Source organism: Sinorhizobium sp. 22678 (assembly GCF_052044265.1).
GTDB lineage: Bacteria > Pseudomonadota > Alphaproteobacteria > Rhizobiales > Rhizobiaceae > Sinorhizobium > Sinorhizobium meliloti_A.
In genome coordinates this window covers 133,302-147,118 of sequence record NZ_JBQEMS010000013.1, presented here as the reverse complement: position 1 = coordinate 147,118, position 13,817 = coordinate 133,302, and the positions used below count along the sequence as shown (strand labels likewise).

The following is a 13,817-nucleotide window of genomic DNA, read 5'->3' as shown; positions in this document are numbered from 1 at the left end:
ACTAAGCGCCGTAGCCGTAAAGCCAGTCGAAATCGGCTGCGAGCGCTTCGGGTTTTCTGAAAGAGAGAACGAAATCGCGCGCGATCCGCACCGGACCTGCTGCGTGGTAGGCGAAGCTGTTGAATGCGGCGCGCTTGCGAACGCGGCCGATCCGCGTTCTGCGTGCGTCTTCATAACGCGCGAAGGCGGAGGGAAGGTCGGGAGTATCGGCCATACAGCGGGCGAGTTCACGGGCGTCCTCGATGGCCATCGCCGCGCCCTGGGCTGCAAATGGCGTCATGGCATGGGCAGAATCGCCGATGAGAATGGTGTCGCGCCCATTGTGCCAGGCCCCGTCTTCAACCGTGCAGAGCGGCCAGTAGGTCGCCGAGCCGGCGTGACCGAGAAGCGCGCGCAGGTCGGGATGCCAATCCGTGAAGGCCGCCTCGAACTCGCGCCGGCGATCGCCGGTTTCGTGCCCCGTCCAGGTTTCGCCCGACGCCTTTCCGGCAACGATCGCGACGAGGTTGAAGCCGTCGATCTTTCTGATCGGATAGGCGACGAGATGGGCCTTCGGCGCGAGGAAGGCGGTGACGCGATCAGGCAACAGGCAGGCGGGCGCCCGGGTGCGTGACAGCGTGAAGCGCCAGGCGACATTGCCCGAAAAACGGACGGTGCCGGCGCCGGGGACAGAGAAGCGTATCCGCGACCAGATACCGTCCGCACCGATGATCGCTGCCGGTGATCGCTTGCTCGCTTCGGTGATGACTGCTCGCGGATCGTCCCCGACGCGATTTCCCAGGTGAAGACGGCAAAGCGGCTCCGCCCGGACCGCATCCAGAAGGATCGTTTGCAGGCTGGCACGATGCAGGACGCCATAGGGAGCGCCCCAGCGCTCGCGGGCGCGTGCGCCGGCAGGCACGCTGGCAAGTGGCCGCAGCGAGCGGCCGTCGGTAAGCGAGATCGCTTCCGGTTCATTCCAGACGCGTTCGAGAGCGGGCAGCAAGCCGAGGTCGATGAGGATGCGCGATGCATTCGACGAAAGCTGAAGCCCGGCACCGGCCTCCTCCAATGCTTCGGCCTGCTCGAATATATCCGTCCGGAAACCCTGCCGTGCAAGGCAGAGCGCGGCGGTCAGCCCGGCGATGCCGGCACCGACGATCGCAACCGGATCAGCCTTTTGCATGGATGTCGCGCCGTCGCCTGCGCAGGATCAGGCGGCTTTAGTCGTGAAAAGGCAGCCCGGAGGAATCGTTTCCGTCGCCTTCAGGGAAGGATTGTAGCGGTAGAGGGTCGAGCAATAGGAACAGACCTTCTCGTTCTCGTCGCCCATGTCGACGAAGATGTGAGGGTGGTCGAACGGGACGGAAGCACCCGTGCACATGAATTCCTTGACGCCGATCTCGATGACCCGGTGCCCGCCGTCGTTCTGAAAATGGGGGATGCTGTGGCCGGCCATGTCGTACTCCGATATATGCAAGTCTTAGATGTCGATTGGGGTGTCGAATTTGCCGGCACCATAGTGAGCTTTGGCGAAAATGTGTAGCGGCAAACATGCCGCGCTTTATGGTTTTTGAAGCGGTTGGGGTTTCCGGCGGTTGCTTTACCAACTAACGTCCGCGCCGACAGGACAATACCAGGAAAACCAGATGGACTTGAACCCTCCGCCATTTTCCCGCTTCACGCATGACGGACTGGAAATCGCCTATTTCGACGAAGGTGACCCCTCGGGCGACCCGATCCTGCTCATTCACGGCTTTGCATCGAGCGCCAATGTCAACTGGGTGTTTCCCGGATGGCTGAAGACGCTCGGCGACGCCGGATACCGCGTCATCGCGCTCGACAATCGCGGGCACGGGCAAAGCAGCAAGCCCCATGATCCCTCGCTCTATCACCCGCCGCAGATGGCGGGGGATGCGGCGGCACTTCTGGTGCATCTCGGCATCGGCGAGGCGCATGTCATGGGTTATTCGATGGGCGCGCGGATCTCGGCATTCCTGGCTTTGCAGCACCCGGATCGCGTCCGTTCGCTGGTATTCGGCGGTCTCGGGATAGGCATGATCACGGGGGTGGGGGAGTGGGATCCGATCGCCGACGCGCTGCTTGCACCTTCTTTGGAGGACGTTACGCACGAGCGGGGCCGGACGTTCCGCGCCTTCGCAGACCAGACGAAAAGCGATCGTCAGGCGCTTGCCGCATGCATATCGACATCGCGCGACCTGCTTACCGCCGACGAGGTGGGCCGCATAGACGTGCCGGTGCTGATCGGTGTCGGGACAAAGGATGACATCGCCGGGTCGGCTGAGGAGCTTGCCGCGCTGATGCAGCATGCCGTGGCACTCGACATTCCCGGGCGCGACCACATGCTGGCGGTCGGCGACCGTGTGTTCAAGAAGGCGGTCCTGGAGTTTCTTGCCGGAGTTGGGTGAGGCCGATCCAGGCGGAAAACCCTGCGCACTTTTCCTCGAGCTGCTCTCGGCCGTGCGACCAACGAGAGGTGAAATCCGGCCAGGCCATTTATGTCGGCGGGGAATTGGCCTATATATGCCCGAACACGACCCCATCTTAAGACGGCAGGCCAAAGACGACCCCGCAGAGGGAACGCCCAGGAAGGAGAGCGACCATGGTCGCCAAGACAGAACTTCGTCATACGGAATCGCTCGAAGCGATCGATCCGATCTGGGATAGCCTGCGTGAGGAGGCGCGGCTGGCGGCCGAGCGCGACCCGATGCTGGCGGCCTTTCTCTATTCGACGGTGGTCAATCAGCATTCCCTGGAAGATTGCGTTATCTACCGGATTTGCGAGAGGCTGGATCATCCCGACCTCCAGGCGAGCCTCCTGCACCAGACCTTTGCCGAGATGCTCGAGGACTGGCCCGAATGGGGCGCCGTCCTGCGCGTGGATATCCAGGCGGTCTACGATCGCGATCCCGCCTGCACGCGCTTCATGGAGCCGGTGCTTTATTTCAAGGGCTTCCATGCCATACAGACGCACCGTCTGGCTCACTGGCTGTGGAGCCGCGGCCGGAGAGACTTTGCGCTCTATCTCCAGAGCCGCTCCTCCAGCGTTTTCCAGACCGACATCAATCCGGCCGCCCGCATCGGGCGCGGTATCTTCCTCGATCATGCAACGGGGCTCGTTGTCGGCGAAACCGCGGTCATCGGCGATAACGTATCTATCTTGCATGGCGTGACGCTTGGCGGCACCGGCAAGGAAGGCAGCGACCGTCATCCGAAGATCGGCAACGGCGTGCTGATCGGCGCCGGCGCAAAGATTCTCGGCAATATCCACATCGGCCACTGCTCACGCGTGGCCGCCGGTTCCGTCGTGCTGAAGGCGGTCCCTCCCAAATCGACGGTTGCCGGTGTGCCGGCGAAGGTCGTCGGCGAGGCCGGCTGTTCCGAGCCGTCGCGTCAGATGGACCAGATCCTGGCGTCGTTCGATATCTGATCAAGGCGCCCGAAGCCCGGCTGTGCCGGGCATCGACGCTGCGAAAAATCAGTGCACCAATTCAAGGCGTTGCGAGCATTTCTTCGCCTCCCGGCGAACGCTTGGCGCTCTGATGGGTTTACACCTGGCAATGGCCCGTGCAACAAGCGCGGCAAATCAATCGGCTACGGAGAATAGTTTTGAAGCCCGAAGAAATCCGCAAGCTTGAGGCCTATCTTAAGCGCACGTTCAACCAGTCCATGGTCGTCAAGGCTCGCCCGAAGAAGGACGAATCCGCTGAAGTCTATCTCGGGGACGAATTTCTCGGTGTCGTCTTCCGTGACGAAGAGGACGGCGAGCTCTCCTATAATTTCTCGATGGCGATCCTCGACATAGACCTCTGAGAGCAACACGAATCCACCTGGATCCGTGGTAATCGCGCGTTGCAAGACCCGGTACTGAGCAATCAGGCCGGGTTTCCTGTTGTTAAATCATACTTTTCGGAGAAATTTGACTGGAGGCGTCCGTCTTCATCAAGTCGTTGCAAAAACTGTATTTTATTGCAACGCACACTGAACTTGACTTTTTGTGCAGTGCACCTAGACTGGCCGCGTTCCTAGCCGAGCCGTTACAAGGAGACGCCCGATGTTTAACTTCGACGATGCGAACAGGAAGAGCAAGGAAGCGCTCGACGTGGCCGTGAAGAGCTACTCAGCCATGACCAAAGGTTTCCAGGCTATTGCGACCGAAGCGGCCGACTATTCGAAAAAATCCTTCGAGGATGGCGTTGCTCATGTCGAAAAGCTTACCAGTGCCAAAAGCCTCGAAGCAGCGTTCGAGCTTCAGACGAATTATCTGAAGGCAAGCTACGAAGGCTTTTTCGCCGAGGCGACGAAGATCGGTGAGATGTATGCCGACCTCGCCAAGGACGCCTACAAGCCCTATGAGGCGCCGGTTGCCAAGGCAGGCACTGCGGTCAAAACGGCCGCCGCCGCCTGACCATCAGCTTCATCGCTATTGCAGACCAGGCCGGTCGCGGATGCCGCGGCCGGCCTTCGTCCGTTCGTATTCTGCGCGTCTTCAAGACCGCCGACGGCCTGAAGGCAGCAGGTGCCGGCGAAGAAATTTGATCAATCTTGTGTTTCGCCGTGCGAATATGTTTGCAGTGCGTGGGTTCGGTCTTAAAATCCAAGAACGAACCATTAGATAAAGGCAAGCATGTCGTGGCCGAATGCAAATGGATCCGCGGCTGTAAAGGAATGAACAAGAATGATCGCCATGCCGGTCCGGATGCAGCAGGGAAGCGAAGGAGACGGAGGCGGCCCCAGTCGTGGCACGTCCGTTATCACCCGCACCAAGCCGAAGACCAAGAAGCCGAGTTTGTACCGCGTTCTGCTTTTGAATGACGATTACACACCGATGGAATTCGTCATTCACATCCTCGAGCGCTTCTTTCAGAAGAACCGCGAAGAAGCGACCGTCATAATGCTACATGTCCACAACCACGGCGTTGGAGAATGCGGCGTCTTCACCTACGAGGTCGCCGAAACCAAGGTGACGCAGGTGATGGATTTCGCCAGGCAGCATCAACATCCGTTGCAATGCGTCATGGAAAAGAAATGAGGAACTAACGTGCCAACATTTTCGCCCAGCCTCGAAAAGGCGCTGCATCAGGCACTGACTTTTGCCAACGAGCGCCATCACGAATATGCGACGCTCGAGCACCTGCTGCTGGCATTGATCGATGATGCCGATGCGGCGGCTGTGATGGGCGCGTGCAATGTCAATCTCGACACGCTTCGCAAGACCGTGACCGATTACGTCGACAACGAATTGTCGAACCTCGTCACCGGCTACGACGAAGACTCCAAGCCGACGGCGGGCTTTCAGCGCGTGATCCAGCGAGCCGTCATCCATGTGCAGTCCTCGGGCCGCGAAGAGGTGACGGGCGCCAACGTGCTCGTGGCGATCTTCGCCGAGCGCGAGAGCCATGCTGCCTATTTCCTGCAGGAGCAGGAGATGACGCGGTATGACGCAGTCAATTTCATTTCGCACGGTATAGGCAAGCGGCCGGGAAGCTCCGAGGCGCGGCCGGTGCGCGGGGCGGAAGACCAGGACTCCGAACAGAAGGCTTCGCGCGAGAGCGAGGAGGCGGGCCCGAAGAAGCAGCAGGATGCGCTCACGGCTTATTGCGTGAACCTCAACGAAAAGGCCAAGTCCGGCAAGATCGATCCGTTGATCGGGCGTCACGCCGAAGTCAACCGGACCATTCAGGTGCTTTGCCGCAGGTCCAAGAACAACCCGCTTTACGTGGGCGATCCTGGCGTGGGCAAGACGGCGATCGCCGAGGGCCTTGCCAAGCGCATCGTCGAGAAGAAGGTGCCCGAGGCGTTGCAGGACGCCACGATCTTCGCGCTCGACATGGGAACCCTGCTGGCCGGCACGCGCTATCGCGGCGACTTCGAGGAGCGCCTGAAGCAGGTGGTCAAGGAACTCGAAGATTACCCCGGTGCGGTGCTGTTCATCGACGAGATCCACACGGTCATAGGTGCCGGCGCCACGTCGGGCGGCGCCATGGACGCGTCGAACCTCTTGAAGCCCGCGCTGTCTTCCGGCGCGATCCGCTGCATCGGCTCGACCACCTATAAGGAGTATCGCCAGTTCTTCGAGAAGGACCGGGCTCTCGTTCGCCGCTTCCAGAAGATCGACGTCAACGAGCCGACGATCGCGGACACGATCGAGATCATGAAGGGCCTCAAGCCGTATTTCGAGGACTACCACCAGCTGAAATACACCAACGATGCCATCAAGGCGGCGGTGGAGCTTTCGGCACGCTACATCAATGACCGGAAGCTGCCGGACAAGGCGATCGACGTCATCGACGAGTCCGGTGCCGCGCAGATGCTTTTGCCCGTCAGCAAACGCCGCAAGCTGATCACCGAAAGGGAGATCGAAGCGACCGTCGCAACGATGGCACGCATCCCGCCGAAGACCGTGTCCAAGGACGACGAGGCGGTGCTCGCCAATCTCGAGCAGGAACTGCGTTCCGTCGTTTATGGCCAGGATCTGGCGATCGAGGCGCTCGCCTCGTCGATCAAGCTGGCGCGCGCAGGCCTTCGCGAGCCCAACAAGCCGATCGGCTGCTACGTCTTCTCCGGCCCGACCGGCGTCGGCAAGACGGAAGTGGCGAAGCAACTCGCCACCTCGCTCGGCGTCGAGCTGCTGCGCTTCGACATGTCGGAATATATGGAACGCCACACGGTCTCGCGACTGATCGGCGCGCCTCCCGGCTATGTCGGCTTCGATCAGGGCGGACTCCTGACCGACGGCGTCGACCAGCATCCGCATTGCGTGCTGCTGCTCGACGAAATCGAAAAGGCGCATCCGGATCTCTTCAACATCCTCCTGCAGGTCATGGACCACGGTTCGCTGACCGACCATAACGGCAAGAAGATCGATTTCCGGAACGTCATCCTGATCATGACGACCAATGCCGGCGCGTCCGACATGGCTCGGGCGGCGATCGGCTTCGGTTCCTCCAAGCGGACGGGTGAGGACGTGGAGGCGCTGAATCGCCTTTTCACGCCGGAGTTCCGCAACCGTCTGGACTCCGTCATTCCGTTCAACTCGCTGCCGACCCCGGTTATCCACAAGGTCGTGCAGAAGTTCGTCATGCAGCTCGAAACGCAGCTTGCGGAGCGCAATGTCACCTTCGACCTTGCGCCTGATGCGATCGCCTGGCTCGCGGAGAGGGGCTATGACGAGAAGATGGGTGCACGGCCGCTGGCACGCGTCATCCAGGAAAATATCAAGAAGCCGCTCGCGGACGAAATCCTCTTCGGCAAGCTGAAGAAGGGCGGTGTCGTCAAGGTGACGATCGGGGCAAAGGAAGACGGCACGAAAGGGCTCATGCTCGAAGCCGTGCCGGAAACGGCTCCGATCAAGCCCAAGGCCGAGGTCTCGCGTCCCGCCGGCAAGGGCGCGAAACCCAAGAAGGCTGCCGAAAAGGAAAGCGTAGCCGCATCCGAAGAGGGCGCGAAAGCCAAGTCGAAGAAGACGGCCGCCAAGTCCTCGAACAAGAGCGGCGGTTCCGGCGCGGCTCCGCTCAGGGGGCGGACGGTTCCGAAGGTGCCGCGCAAGAAATAACGCGATCGCGACTGGACGTGACAGTGCCGGGTGAGTTACCCGGCACTTTCTTGTGAGCGTGGAGCATAGCGGGTGGATTCCACTAACCGTATCGAAGAGGAGCGATCGCCTCTGGGCTGGTTTCTGGCGGGTGCGCGTGGGATATTCAGCCTTCCGGCCATAATCCTCATGCTTTCCTTCGTGGGCTTCTGCTCGCTGACGGTTCAGGCCGGGCTCCCACCGGCGCAAGTCGTGTTCATGACCGGCATCGTCTGGGCCCTGCCGGCAAAGGTCATTCTCGTAAGTTCCATCCTCAGCGGCGCCAGTCTTGCGACGGCGTTCCTGGCAGTCACGCTTTCGTCGGTTCGGTTGATGCCGATGGTCGCCGCACTCGTTCCCGAACTCCGTACGCCGAAGACGCCGACATGGCTGCTTCTCTTGCTTTCGCATTTCATCGCCATCACCGCCTGGGTCTTCGCGATGGAGCGCGTGCATGCGGTTCCGCGCCGGCACCGCGCGACCTTCTTCGCCGGCTTCGGCATCACGCTGGTCGCGACGAACATGGCGCTGGTCGGGATCGTTTATCGCCTCGTCGCCGATTTCCCGCCGATCGTCGCCGGATGTCTCTTCTTTCTGACGCCGGTCTATTTCCTCGCCTCGATCTGGAATTCCGCCCGTCATCCGGTTGTCTATGCCGCGCTCGCGATCGGTCTCGCCGCAGGGCCGGTCTGCTACCGGATCGCCCCGGAGTTCGACATTCTGCTCGCCGGCCTCGGCGGAGGAACGCTCGCCTGGCTTGGTGAGCGCTTCTGGCGCATGCGAAAGGAAACGAGCGCGTGAGCTGGATGGACGGATGGTGGGCCTACGCATTCATTGCGATCGCCGGCTGGCTCGCGACCGACATCTGGCGGTGGCTCGGAGTGCTCGCCGGAAATCGGCTGCGCGACGATTCGGAGGCGCTGAACTGGGTGAGGGCGGTGGCGACGGCGCTGGTGGCGGCCGTCATTGCCAAACTCGTACTTTACCCGACCGGCGTTTTGGCCCAGTCGCCTCTGTGGCTTCGGCTCGGCTCCGTCGTTCTCGGCGCGATCGCGTTTTTCCTCGCCCGCCAGAAACCCGTCGCCGGGATCGGAACGGCGATCGCTGCCCTGGCCGCAGGCCTCTGGTGGCTGGGCTTCTGATGAGTTAAAGCGGAATAATAGTAAAATTCCGTAAGCGGTTGAATCAAACGTTACATGGCAGCCTAAAGCGCTCGGCGGATCTTCTCCGCGTTTGCGGCCAGCACCTCTCCGTCTTCCATCTTGCCGGAATGCGGCTTCAGCGGAATGCCCTCCCGCCTGGGGATCACGTGGAAGTGCAGATGGAAAACGGATTGACCGGCCGGCGCCTCGTTGAACTGCATGATGGTGACGCCGTCCGCCGCGAAAGCGGCCTTCGCGGCGAGGGCGATCTTCTGGACGGTCGCGATCAGGCTGGCGAGGGTGGCTGGATCCGCATCGAGAATGTTGCGGGACGGCGCCTTAGGCAACACCAGGACATGGCCTTCGGCCTGAGGCATCACGTCCATGAAGGCGACGGTGGCCTCATCCTCATAGACGCGATGCGAGGGGATCTCGCCGCGCAATATCTTGGCGAAGATATTGTTGGTGTCGTATGCGCTCATGTCGTTTCCTCTTCCTGGCAGGCGTTCGCGGCGTCTCAGCCGTCCTGGCGTTCACCTTTGCGGAAAGGACCGTGTTCCGCAAGAAACTCGCCGGTTTCTTCCACATCCCGGCGCTCCCGTTCCAGATAATCGGCTACGGCGCGCGCAAGCCCCGGATGGCTGATGAAATGTGCGGAATGAGTCGTCACCGGCATATAGCCCCGTGCAAGCTTGTGCTCGCCTTGCGCGCCGGCTTCGACGCGCTTCAATCCCTTCGCGATCGCGTAGTCGATCGCCTGATGGTAGCAGACTTCGAAATGCAGGAAGGGGTGGTCTTCGATGCAGCCCCAGTGTCGGCCATATAGCGCATCGCCGCCGATGAAATTGATCGCTCCGGCGATATAGCGCCCGCCGCGCTTGGCCATGACCAGCAAGATATCGTCGGCCATGCGCTCTCCGATCAGCGAGTAGAAGGCGCGGGTCAGATAGGGACGCCCCCATTTGCGTCCGCCGGTATCCATGTAGAAGGCAAAGAACTGGTCCCAGATAGCTTCCGTCAGGTCGCTGCCGGTCAGCCAGTCGATGGTTATCCCGTTTTCCACCGCCGATCGGCGTTCTTTCTTGAGTGCCTTGCGCTTTCGCGAGGTGAGCGTGGCGAGAAAGTCGTCATGCGATCCATAGCCTTCATTCATGAAGTGGAACTGCTGATCCATCCGATGCAGGAAGCCCGCCTGCTCCAGGATGGGCATTTCGTCGGTCGGGACGAAGGTCACGTGGGCCGAGGAGAGGCGGTGGCGGCGCGTGAGCTCCTTGAGGCCGGCAGCGAGCGCGTCGCGCACGGTTCGTGGATCGCATCCCCCGGCCACCAGCAGCCTTGGCCCCGTCGCCGGCGTGAAGGGCACGGAACATTGCAGTTTCGGATAGTAGCGGCCGCCGGCCCGCTCGAAGGCATCCGCCCAGCCATGGTCGAAAACATATTCCCCCTGGCTGTGGCTCTTGACGTAGCAGGCGAGAGCCCCCCGCAGGAAACCGTCCGCGTCCTCCATGAGGAGATGCTGCCCGAGCCAGCCAGTCTCCGCCGTCGCCGAGCCCGATTCCTCCAATGCCGACAGATAGGCATGCGAGACGAAGGGATTGTAGGCCGTGCCGGCATGCCCTTTGGAAGCGCCGGCAAGCCTGCCCCAGCTCGCCGGCGATATCGACGTGAACGAAGGTTCTATGCGGATGGTGATCGCGTCTGTCATGCGCCTAGGAAATCATGCTCTACCGGGGATCGAAACCCTCGAAGGTCATCTGGTCGGCATTGGCGAATGTATGCTCCTGGGCCTGTCTGTCGCGTACCGTCCAGGTGATGAGCGTTCGGCCGAGCGCGCGCTCCTTTTCCGTGAACGCGTTGGGAAGATGGCCGTAATGATAGGAGATGAAATCCAGCCCGAGATGCATCGCCTCCTCGTGCACGAAGAAGGTTTCCGGATTGACACCCTCGGCAGTCAGGCCGAGGGGGTAGGGCGCATCGAGTTCCTTCAGGTCCCTGAGCAGCCAATGGTCGAAGCTCATCAGCGCCACGTGGCCCTCATAGCCTTCCAGCGTCTCGAGCACGGCCGCGCAAAAGCCTTCGTCGTCGCCCAGTCGCCCCTTGAGCTCGATGATCAGTGGGACACGGCCGGCAACGAGGCGCAGCATCTGCTTCAGGGTCGGCACCTTGTCGCCCGTGCCGCCGACTGACAGAAGCCCCAGCTCGGCGGACGTCTTCGCGCGCACGTCGCCCGCGATCCCGCAGAGCCGTTGCAGGTCGTGGTCGTGGAAAACGACGGGAACGCTGTCAGCCGCGAATTGAAGGTCGCACTCGATCGCGAAGCCGGCTTCGACCGCGCGAGAGAAGGCGGAGAGCGTGTTTTCCCAAACCTCCCGATTCATGTCGTGGAAGCCGCGATGGGCGATCGGCTGGGCCTTGAGCCAGGAAAGATCCTTCATTGGACGTCCCTGATCATGCGATTTCGATCACGGCCTCGATCTCGACAGCCGCGTTGAAGGGAAGGGAAGCCATTCCGACAGCGGCACGAGCGTGTTTGCCCGCTTCGCCGAGCGCATTGGCAAGCAGGTTCGAGGCGCCGTTGATCACCAGGTGCTGTTCGACGAAGTCCGGCGTGGAAGCGACGAAGCCGTTGATCTTGACGAGGCGGCGGATACGGCCGAGATCGCCGAGAGCCGCTTTGGCCTGGGCCAGGATGTTGATCGCGCAGAGTTCGGCGGCTCTTTGCGCGCCGGCGACATCGACATCCTTGCCGACATGGCCGGTTACGGCGACCTTGCCGTTTTCCATCGGCAACTGCCCGGAAATGTAGAGCATCGACCCCGAGACGACGTAAGGCACGTAGTTCGCGACAGGCGCAACTGCCTGCGGAAGGACGATGCCGAGTTCGGTGAGGCGGGTTTCGATCTCTGCGGACATGGAAGGCTCCGTTGTTGTCTTTTGTGCTAAAATCCGGCATGCAAAGCAGATCTTGACAGGCGTGGACCAGAACCGATCTGCCTTGTTTCTGCCGAATGCATGTTTATCGCATTGGCGGCGAGTCCAACAGGAGGAAACGGATGTTTCGTAAAGGCTTCGGTCTCGTCACTGTGGGAAGCGTCTGTGTCGTGGTCATGACGGCGGGCGCGGCACAGGCGACTGCTCTCGTTCCCCACCGCGCCGTCTACGATCTGGAATTGAAGGACGCCTCCGAGCGGTCCGGCATCTCCGGCATGTATGGCCGAATGGTCTATGAGTTCAACGGCTCCTCCTGCGAAGGCTATACCGTCAGCTTCCGCTTCGTCACCCAGGTCGATACGGGTGACGAGGTTCGCTTAACCGATCAGCAGACCACCACCTACGAGGACATGAAGAACGGCAATTTCCGTTTCCTCACCCGCTCCTTTACCGATGAGAAGCTGGACAAGGAGGTGCGCGGAAGCGCGCATGACGATAAGTCCGGCGTCAAGGTCGAGCTGACCGCCCCCGACAAGCGCCAGGTGGCGCTTGCGGCCAGCCGGTTTCCGACAGAACACATGCTCGAGGTGATCGAACGTGCGAAAAAAGGAGAGACCTTTTTCGAGGCGCGTATTTTCGATGGTTCCGATTCGGGCGACAAGACGCTGATTACCTCGACCTTCGTGGGCAAGCCGCGTAAGCCCGCTCCTGACGATGCGGATGTCGGCAAGGCCGGAAAGCTTGCGGGCGAGAACTACTGGCCGGTGACGATCACCTATTTCAACGACGAAGCGAACGGCGACGCGCTGCCCGTCTACCGCATGGCGTTCAAGCTCTACGAGAACGGCGTGACGCGGGATCTCACCATGGACTACGGAGACTTCGTCCTGAGCGGAAAACTCGCAAAGCTCGAGGTCTTCAATAGCGAAGAGTGCAAATAGGCAACCGCAGAAGCGATTTTCGAAAGTGACCGCAACCTGCTCCTATTGACAGCGGCCATTTATTTTCTAAAGTTGAGAAAATAAATGGGGGGGCGAACAGTGGGTGTGCATCACGGCCAGGTCCTGCGCATCCTTCGCGACGAAGGGCCCCAATCGCGCGCCATCCTTGCGCGCCGCGCCGGGCTGTCCGCGACGACCCTTACCCATGTGACGGCGCAGCTCCTCGCCGACGGCTCCGTCGCCGAGGTGGAGCCGGCGGCAAGCAGCGGGGTGGGGCGGCCGGGACTGGCGATCCGGCTCCTGCCGAACGCTCATCACGTTGCCGGCGTGCATATCGGTGCCGGGCTCGTTCAACTGACGGTCACAGATCTCCTGGGTTCGCCGAAAGCGGCCGCTTCGTTCGAATTCGCGCTGCCGGACACCTCGCCGGAGGCCGTGACCGCGCGGATCGCCGACGAAATAGAAAATCTGAAGCTTCTCGCGCGCACAGACCATCTGCTCGGCGTCGGAGTAGGAGTGCCGGGACCCGTCGATGCCGGCCAGCGCACCATCCTGGCTTCGATCAACACCGGCTGGCGCAACCTGCCGCTGGCGGGCATGCTGGAGCGACGCACGGGCCTGACGGTGGTGCTGGAGCATAACGTTACGGCAATGGCGGTCGCGGAGGCGCGCTTCGGTCTCGGCCGCGGGGTCCCGGCATTGCTTTACGTCTATCTGCGTTCCGGTCTCGGGGCAGGGCTGGTGGTCGACGGCGTGCCGTTTCGGCCGGGCGGCCATGGTGCAGTCGAGCTCGGTCACATCCAGATCTCACAGAACGGGCCACGGTGCAGTTGCGGCAATCATGGCTGTCTCGAAAGCTATGTGAACGAACGCGTCCTGATGCGTGCATTGGGGCTGGAAGGCTCTGCTCCGGCCGATCTCCTGATGCAGGTGGAGAACACGGACGTCTGGCGTCCGACACTCGCTCGGCTGACGGACTCGCTCGCTATCGCAATCAGTCTGCTTACGCCCGATCTGATCGTCTTCGGCGGTCACCTCGCTGACGCGCCGGAGAACCTGTTCGCGCATCTGCGAAAACATCTGCCGCCACGGGTCATGCCTCATATGCGCGATATCCTGCGGTTCGAACGAACCGCTTTTGGCTCGCAGCCGGGCGCGATCGGCGGGGCGGCGGTCGCGCTCGACCACTTTTTCTATTCGGGAGCCCGGTATTGAGCACTCTGACGTCCA

Annotated in this window: 16 protein-coding genes; 10 read left to right on the top strand and 6 right to left on the bottom strand. The window is 61.5% G+C overall.

Annotation, left to right across the window (positions count from 1 at the left end):
• Position 1: 1 nt before the first annotated feature.
• The gene (locus tag ACTJKL_RS20260) at positions 2-1,165 is read right to left on the bottom strand and encodes an FAD-dependent monooxygenase (RefSeq protein ID WP_440853646.1); all 1,164 of its coding nucleotides are present in this window, start codon (positions 1,163-1,165) and stop codon (positions 2-4) included.
• Positions 1,166-1,192: 27 nt separating this feature from the next.
• Complete coding sequence (locus tag ACTJKL_RS20255; RefSeq protein ID WP_003535025.1) at positions 1,193-1,438, bottom strand: zinc-finger domain-containing protein; 246 nt, start codon at positions 1,436-1,438, stop codon at positions 1,193-1,195.
• Between the two features lie 190 nt (positions 1,439-1,628).
• On the opposite strand from ACTJKL_RS20255, the gene ACTJKL_RS20250 reads away from it, so the two are divergent.
• The 8 genes from ACTJKL_RS20250 (at position 1,629) to ACTJKL_RS20215 (ending at position 8,715) form a co-directional block, all read left to right on the top strand.
• A complete protein-coding gene (locus ACTJKL_RS20250) occupies positions 1,629-2,408 on the top strand; it encodes an alpha/beta fold hydrolase (protein ID WP_015241159.1) in 780 nt (259 codons plus the stop codon).
• A 194-nt stretch (positions 2,409-2,602) separates the two neighbouring features.
• Positions 2,603-3,430, top strand: a complete 828-nt coding sequence (gene cysE / locus ACTJKL_RS20245) for a serine O-acetyltransferase (RefSeq protein WP_100673918.1) — start codon at positions 2,603-2,605, stop codon at positions 3,428-3,430.
• 179 nt (positions 3,431-3,609) lie between these two features.
• Entirely contained in the window at positions 3,610-3,813 is a 204-nt protein-coding gene (locus ACTJKL_RS20240; protein ID WP_003535016.1) for a DUF3126 family protein, read from the top strand.
• 241 nt (positions 3,814-4,054) lie between these two features.
• Positions 4,055-4,408: a phasin PhaP2 gene (phaP2, locus tag ACTJKL_RS20235; protein ID WP_100673917.1), complete on the top strand. Its 354-nt coding sequence runs from the start codon at positions 4,055-4,057 to the stop codon at positions 4,406-4,408.
• Between the two features lie 270 nt (positions 4,409-4,678).
• Positions 4,679-5,032: an ATP-dependent Clp protease adapter ClpS gene (clpS, locus tag ACTJKL_RS20230; protein WP_003535011.1), complete on the top strand. Its 354-nt coding sequence runs from the start codon at positions 4,679-4,681 to the stop codon at positions 5,030-5,032.
• Between the two features lie 9 nt (positions 5,033-5,041).
• A complete protein-coding gene (clpA, locus tag ACTJKL_RS20225; protein WP_018097773.1) occupies positions 5,042-7,555 on the top strand; it encodes an ATP-dependent Clp protease ATP-binding subunit ClpA in 2,514 nt (837 codons plus the stop codon).
• A 72-nt stretch (positions 7,556-7,627) separates the two neighbouring features.
• Complete coding sequence (locus ACTJKL_RS20220) at positions 7,628-8,374, top strand: AzlC family ABC transporter permease (protein WP_440853645.1); 747 nt, start codon at positions 7,628-7,630, stop codon at positions 8,372-8,374.
• 5 nt (positions 8,375-8,379) lie between these two features.
• Positions 8,380-8,715, top strand: coding sequence for an AzlD domain-containing protein (locus ACTJKL_RS20215; protein ID WP_080636661.1), 336 nt, complete (start codon positions 8,380-8,382; stop codon positions 8,713-8,715).
• A gap of 62 nt (positions 8,716-8,777) precedes the next feature.
• Here ACTJKL_RS20215 and ACTJKL_RS20210 read toward each other — a convergent pair whose 3' ends face one another.
• Genes ACTJKL_RS20210 through ACTJKL_RS20195 form a run of 4 tightly spaced genes read right to left on the bottom strand, consistent with a single transcriptional unit; the run spans position 8,778 to position 11,628 of the window.
• On the bottom strand, positions 8,778-9,197 hold the full coding sequence (locus tag ACTJKL_RS20210; protein ID WP_018097770.1) for an HIT family protein: 420 nt from the start codon (positions 9,195-9,197) through the stop codon (positions 8,778-8,780).
• Between the two features lie 35 nt (positions 9,198-9,232).
• Entirely contained in the window at positions 9,233-10,420 is a 1,188-nt protein-coding gene (locus ACTJKL_RS20205) for a GNAT family N-acetyltransferase (protein WP_440853644.1), read from the bottom strand.
• 19 nt (positions 10,421-10,439) lie between these two features.
• Positions 10,440-11,150, bottom strand: coding sequence for a glycerophosphodiester phosphodiesterase (locus ACTJKL_RS20200; protein WP_440853643.1), 711 nt, complete (start codon positions 11,148-11,150; stop codon positions 10,440-10,442).
• A 13-nt stretch (positions 11,151-11,163) separates the two neighbouring features.
• Positions 11,164-11,628 carry a RidA family protein gene (locus ACTJKL_RS20195; RefSeq protein WP_440853642.1) on the bottom strand — a complete coding sequence of 155 codons (465 nt, stop codon included), beginning with the start codon at positions 11,626-11,628 and terminating at the stop codon, positions 11,164-11,166.
• Between the two features lie 140 nt (positions 11,629-11,768).
• Between ACTJKL_RS20195 and ACTJKL_RS20190 the strand changes: the two genes are divergently transcribed.
• The gene (locus ACTJKL_RS20190; RefSeq protein WP_379940906.1) at positions 11,769-12,587 is read left to right on the top strand and encodes a cell envelope integrity EipB family protein; all 819 of its coding nucleotides are present in this window, start codon (positions 11,769-11,771) and stop codon (positions 12,585-12,587) included.
• A gap of 99 nt (positions 12,588-12,686) precedes the next feature.
• Positions 12,687-13,802, top strand: a complete 1,116-nt coding sequence (locus tag ACTJKL_RS20185) for an ROK family transcriptional regulator (RefSeq protein ID WP_440853641.1) — start codon at positions 12,687-12,689, stop codon at positions 13,800-13,802.
• The last annotated feature ends 15 nt before the right edge of the window (positions 13,803-13,817 follow it).

Bases quoted from the DNA above. Each gene is read 5' to 3' on its own strand.
- ACTJKL_RS20260 (WP_440853646.1), bottom strand. From the start codon at position 1,165: ATGCAAAAGGCTGATCCGGTTGCGATCGTCGGTGCCGGCATCGCCGGG.
- ACTJKL_RS20255 (WP_003535025.1), bottom strand. From the start codon at position 1,438: ATGGCCGGCCACAGCATCCCCCATTTTCAGAACGACGGCGGGCACCGG.
- ACTJKL_RS20250 (WP_015241159.1), top strand. From the start codon at position 1,629: ATGGACTTGAACCCTCCGCCATTTTCCCGCTTCACGCATGACGGACTG.
- cysE (WP_100673918.1), top strand. From the start codon at position 2,603: ATGGTCGCCAAGACAGAACTTCGTCATACGGAATCGCTCGAAGCGATC.
- phaP2 (WP_100673917.1), top strand. From the start codon at position 4,055: ATGTTTAACTTCGACGATGCGAACAGGAAGAGCAAGGAAGCGCTCGAC.
- clpS (WP_003535011.1), top strand. From the start codon at position 4,679: ATGATCGCCATGCCGGTCCGGATGCAGCAGGGAAGCGAAGGAGACGGA.
- ACTJKL_RS20215 (WP_080636661.1), top strand. From the start codon at position 8,380: ATGGACGGATGGTGGGCCTACGCATTCATTGCGATCGCCGGCTGGCTC.
- ACTJKL_RS20210 (WP_018097770.1), bottom strand. From the start codon at position 9,197: ATGAGCGCATACGACACCAACAATATCTTCGCCAAGATATTGCGCGGC.
- ACTJKL_RS20205 (WP_440853644.1), bottom strand. From the start codon at position 10,420: ATGACAGACGCGATCACCATCCGCATAGAACCTTCGTTCACGTCGATA.
- ACTJKL_RS20200 (WP_440853643.1), bottom strand. From the start codon at position 11,150: ATGAAGGATCTTTCCTGGCTCAAGGCCCAGCCGATCGCCCATCGCGGC.
- ACTJKL_RS20195 (WP_440853642.1), bottom strand. From the start codon at position 11,628: ATGTCCGCAGAGATCGAAACCCGCCTCACCGAACTCGGCATCGTCCTT.
- ACTJKL_RS20190 (WP_379940906.1), top strand. From the start codon at position 11,769: ATGTTTCGTAAAGGCTTCGGTCTCGTCACTGTGGGAAGCGTCTGTGTC.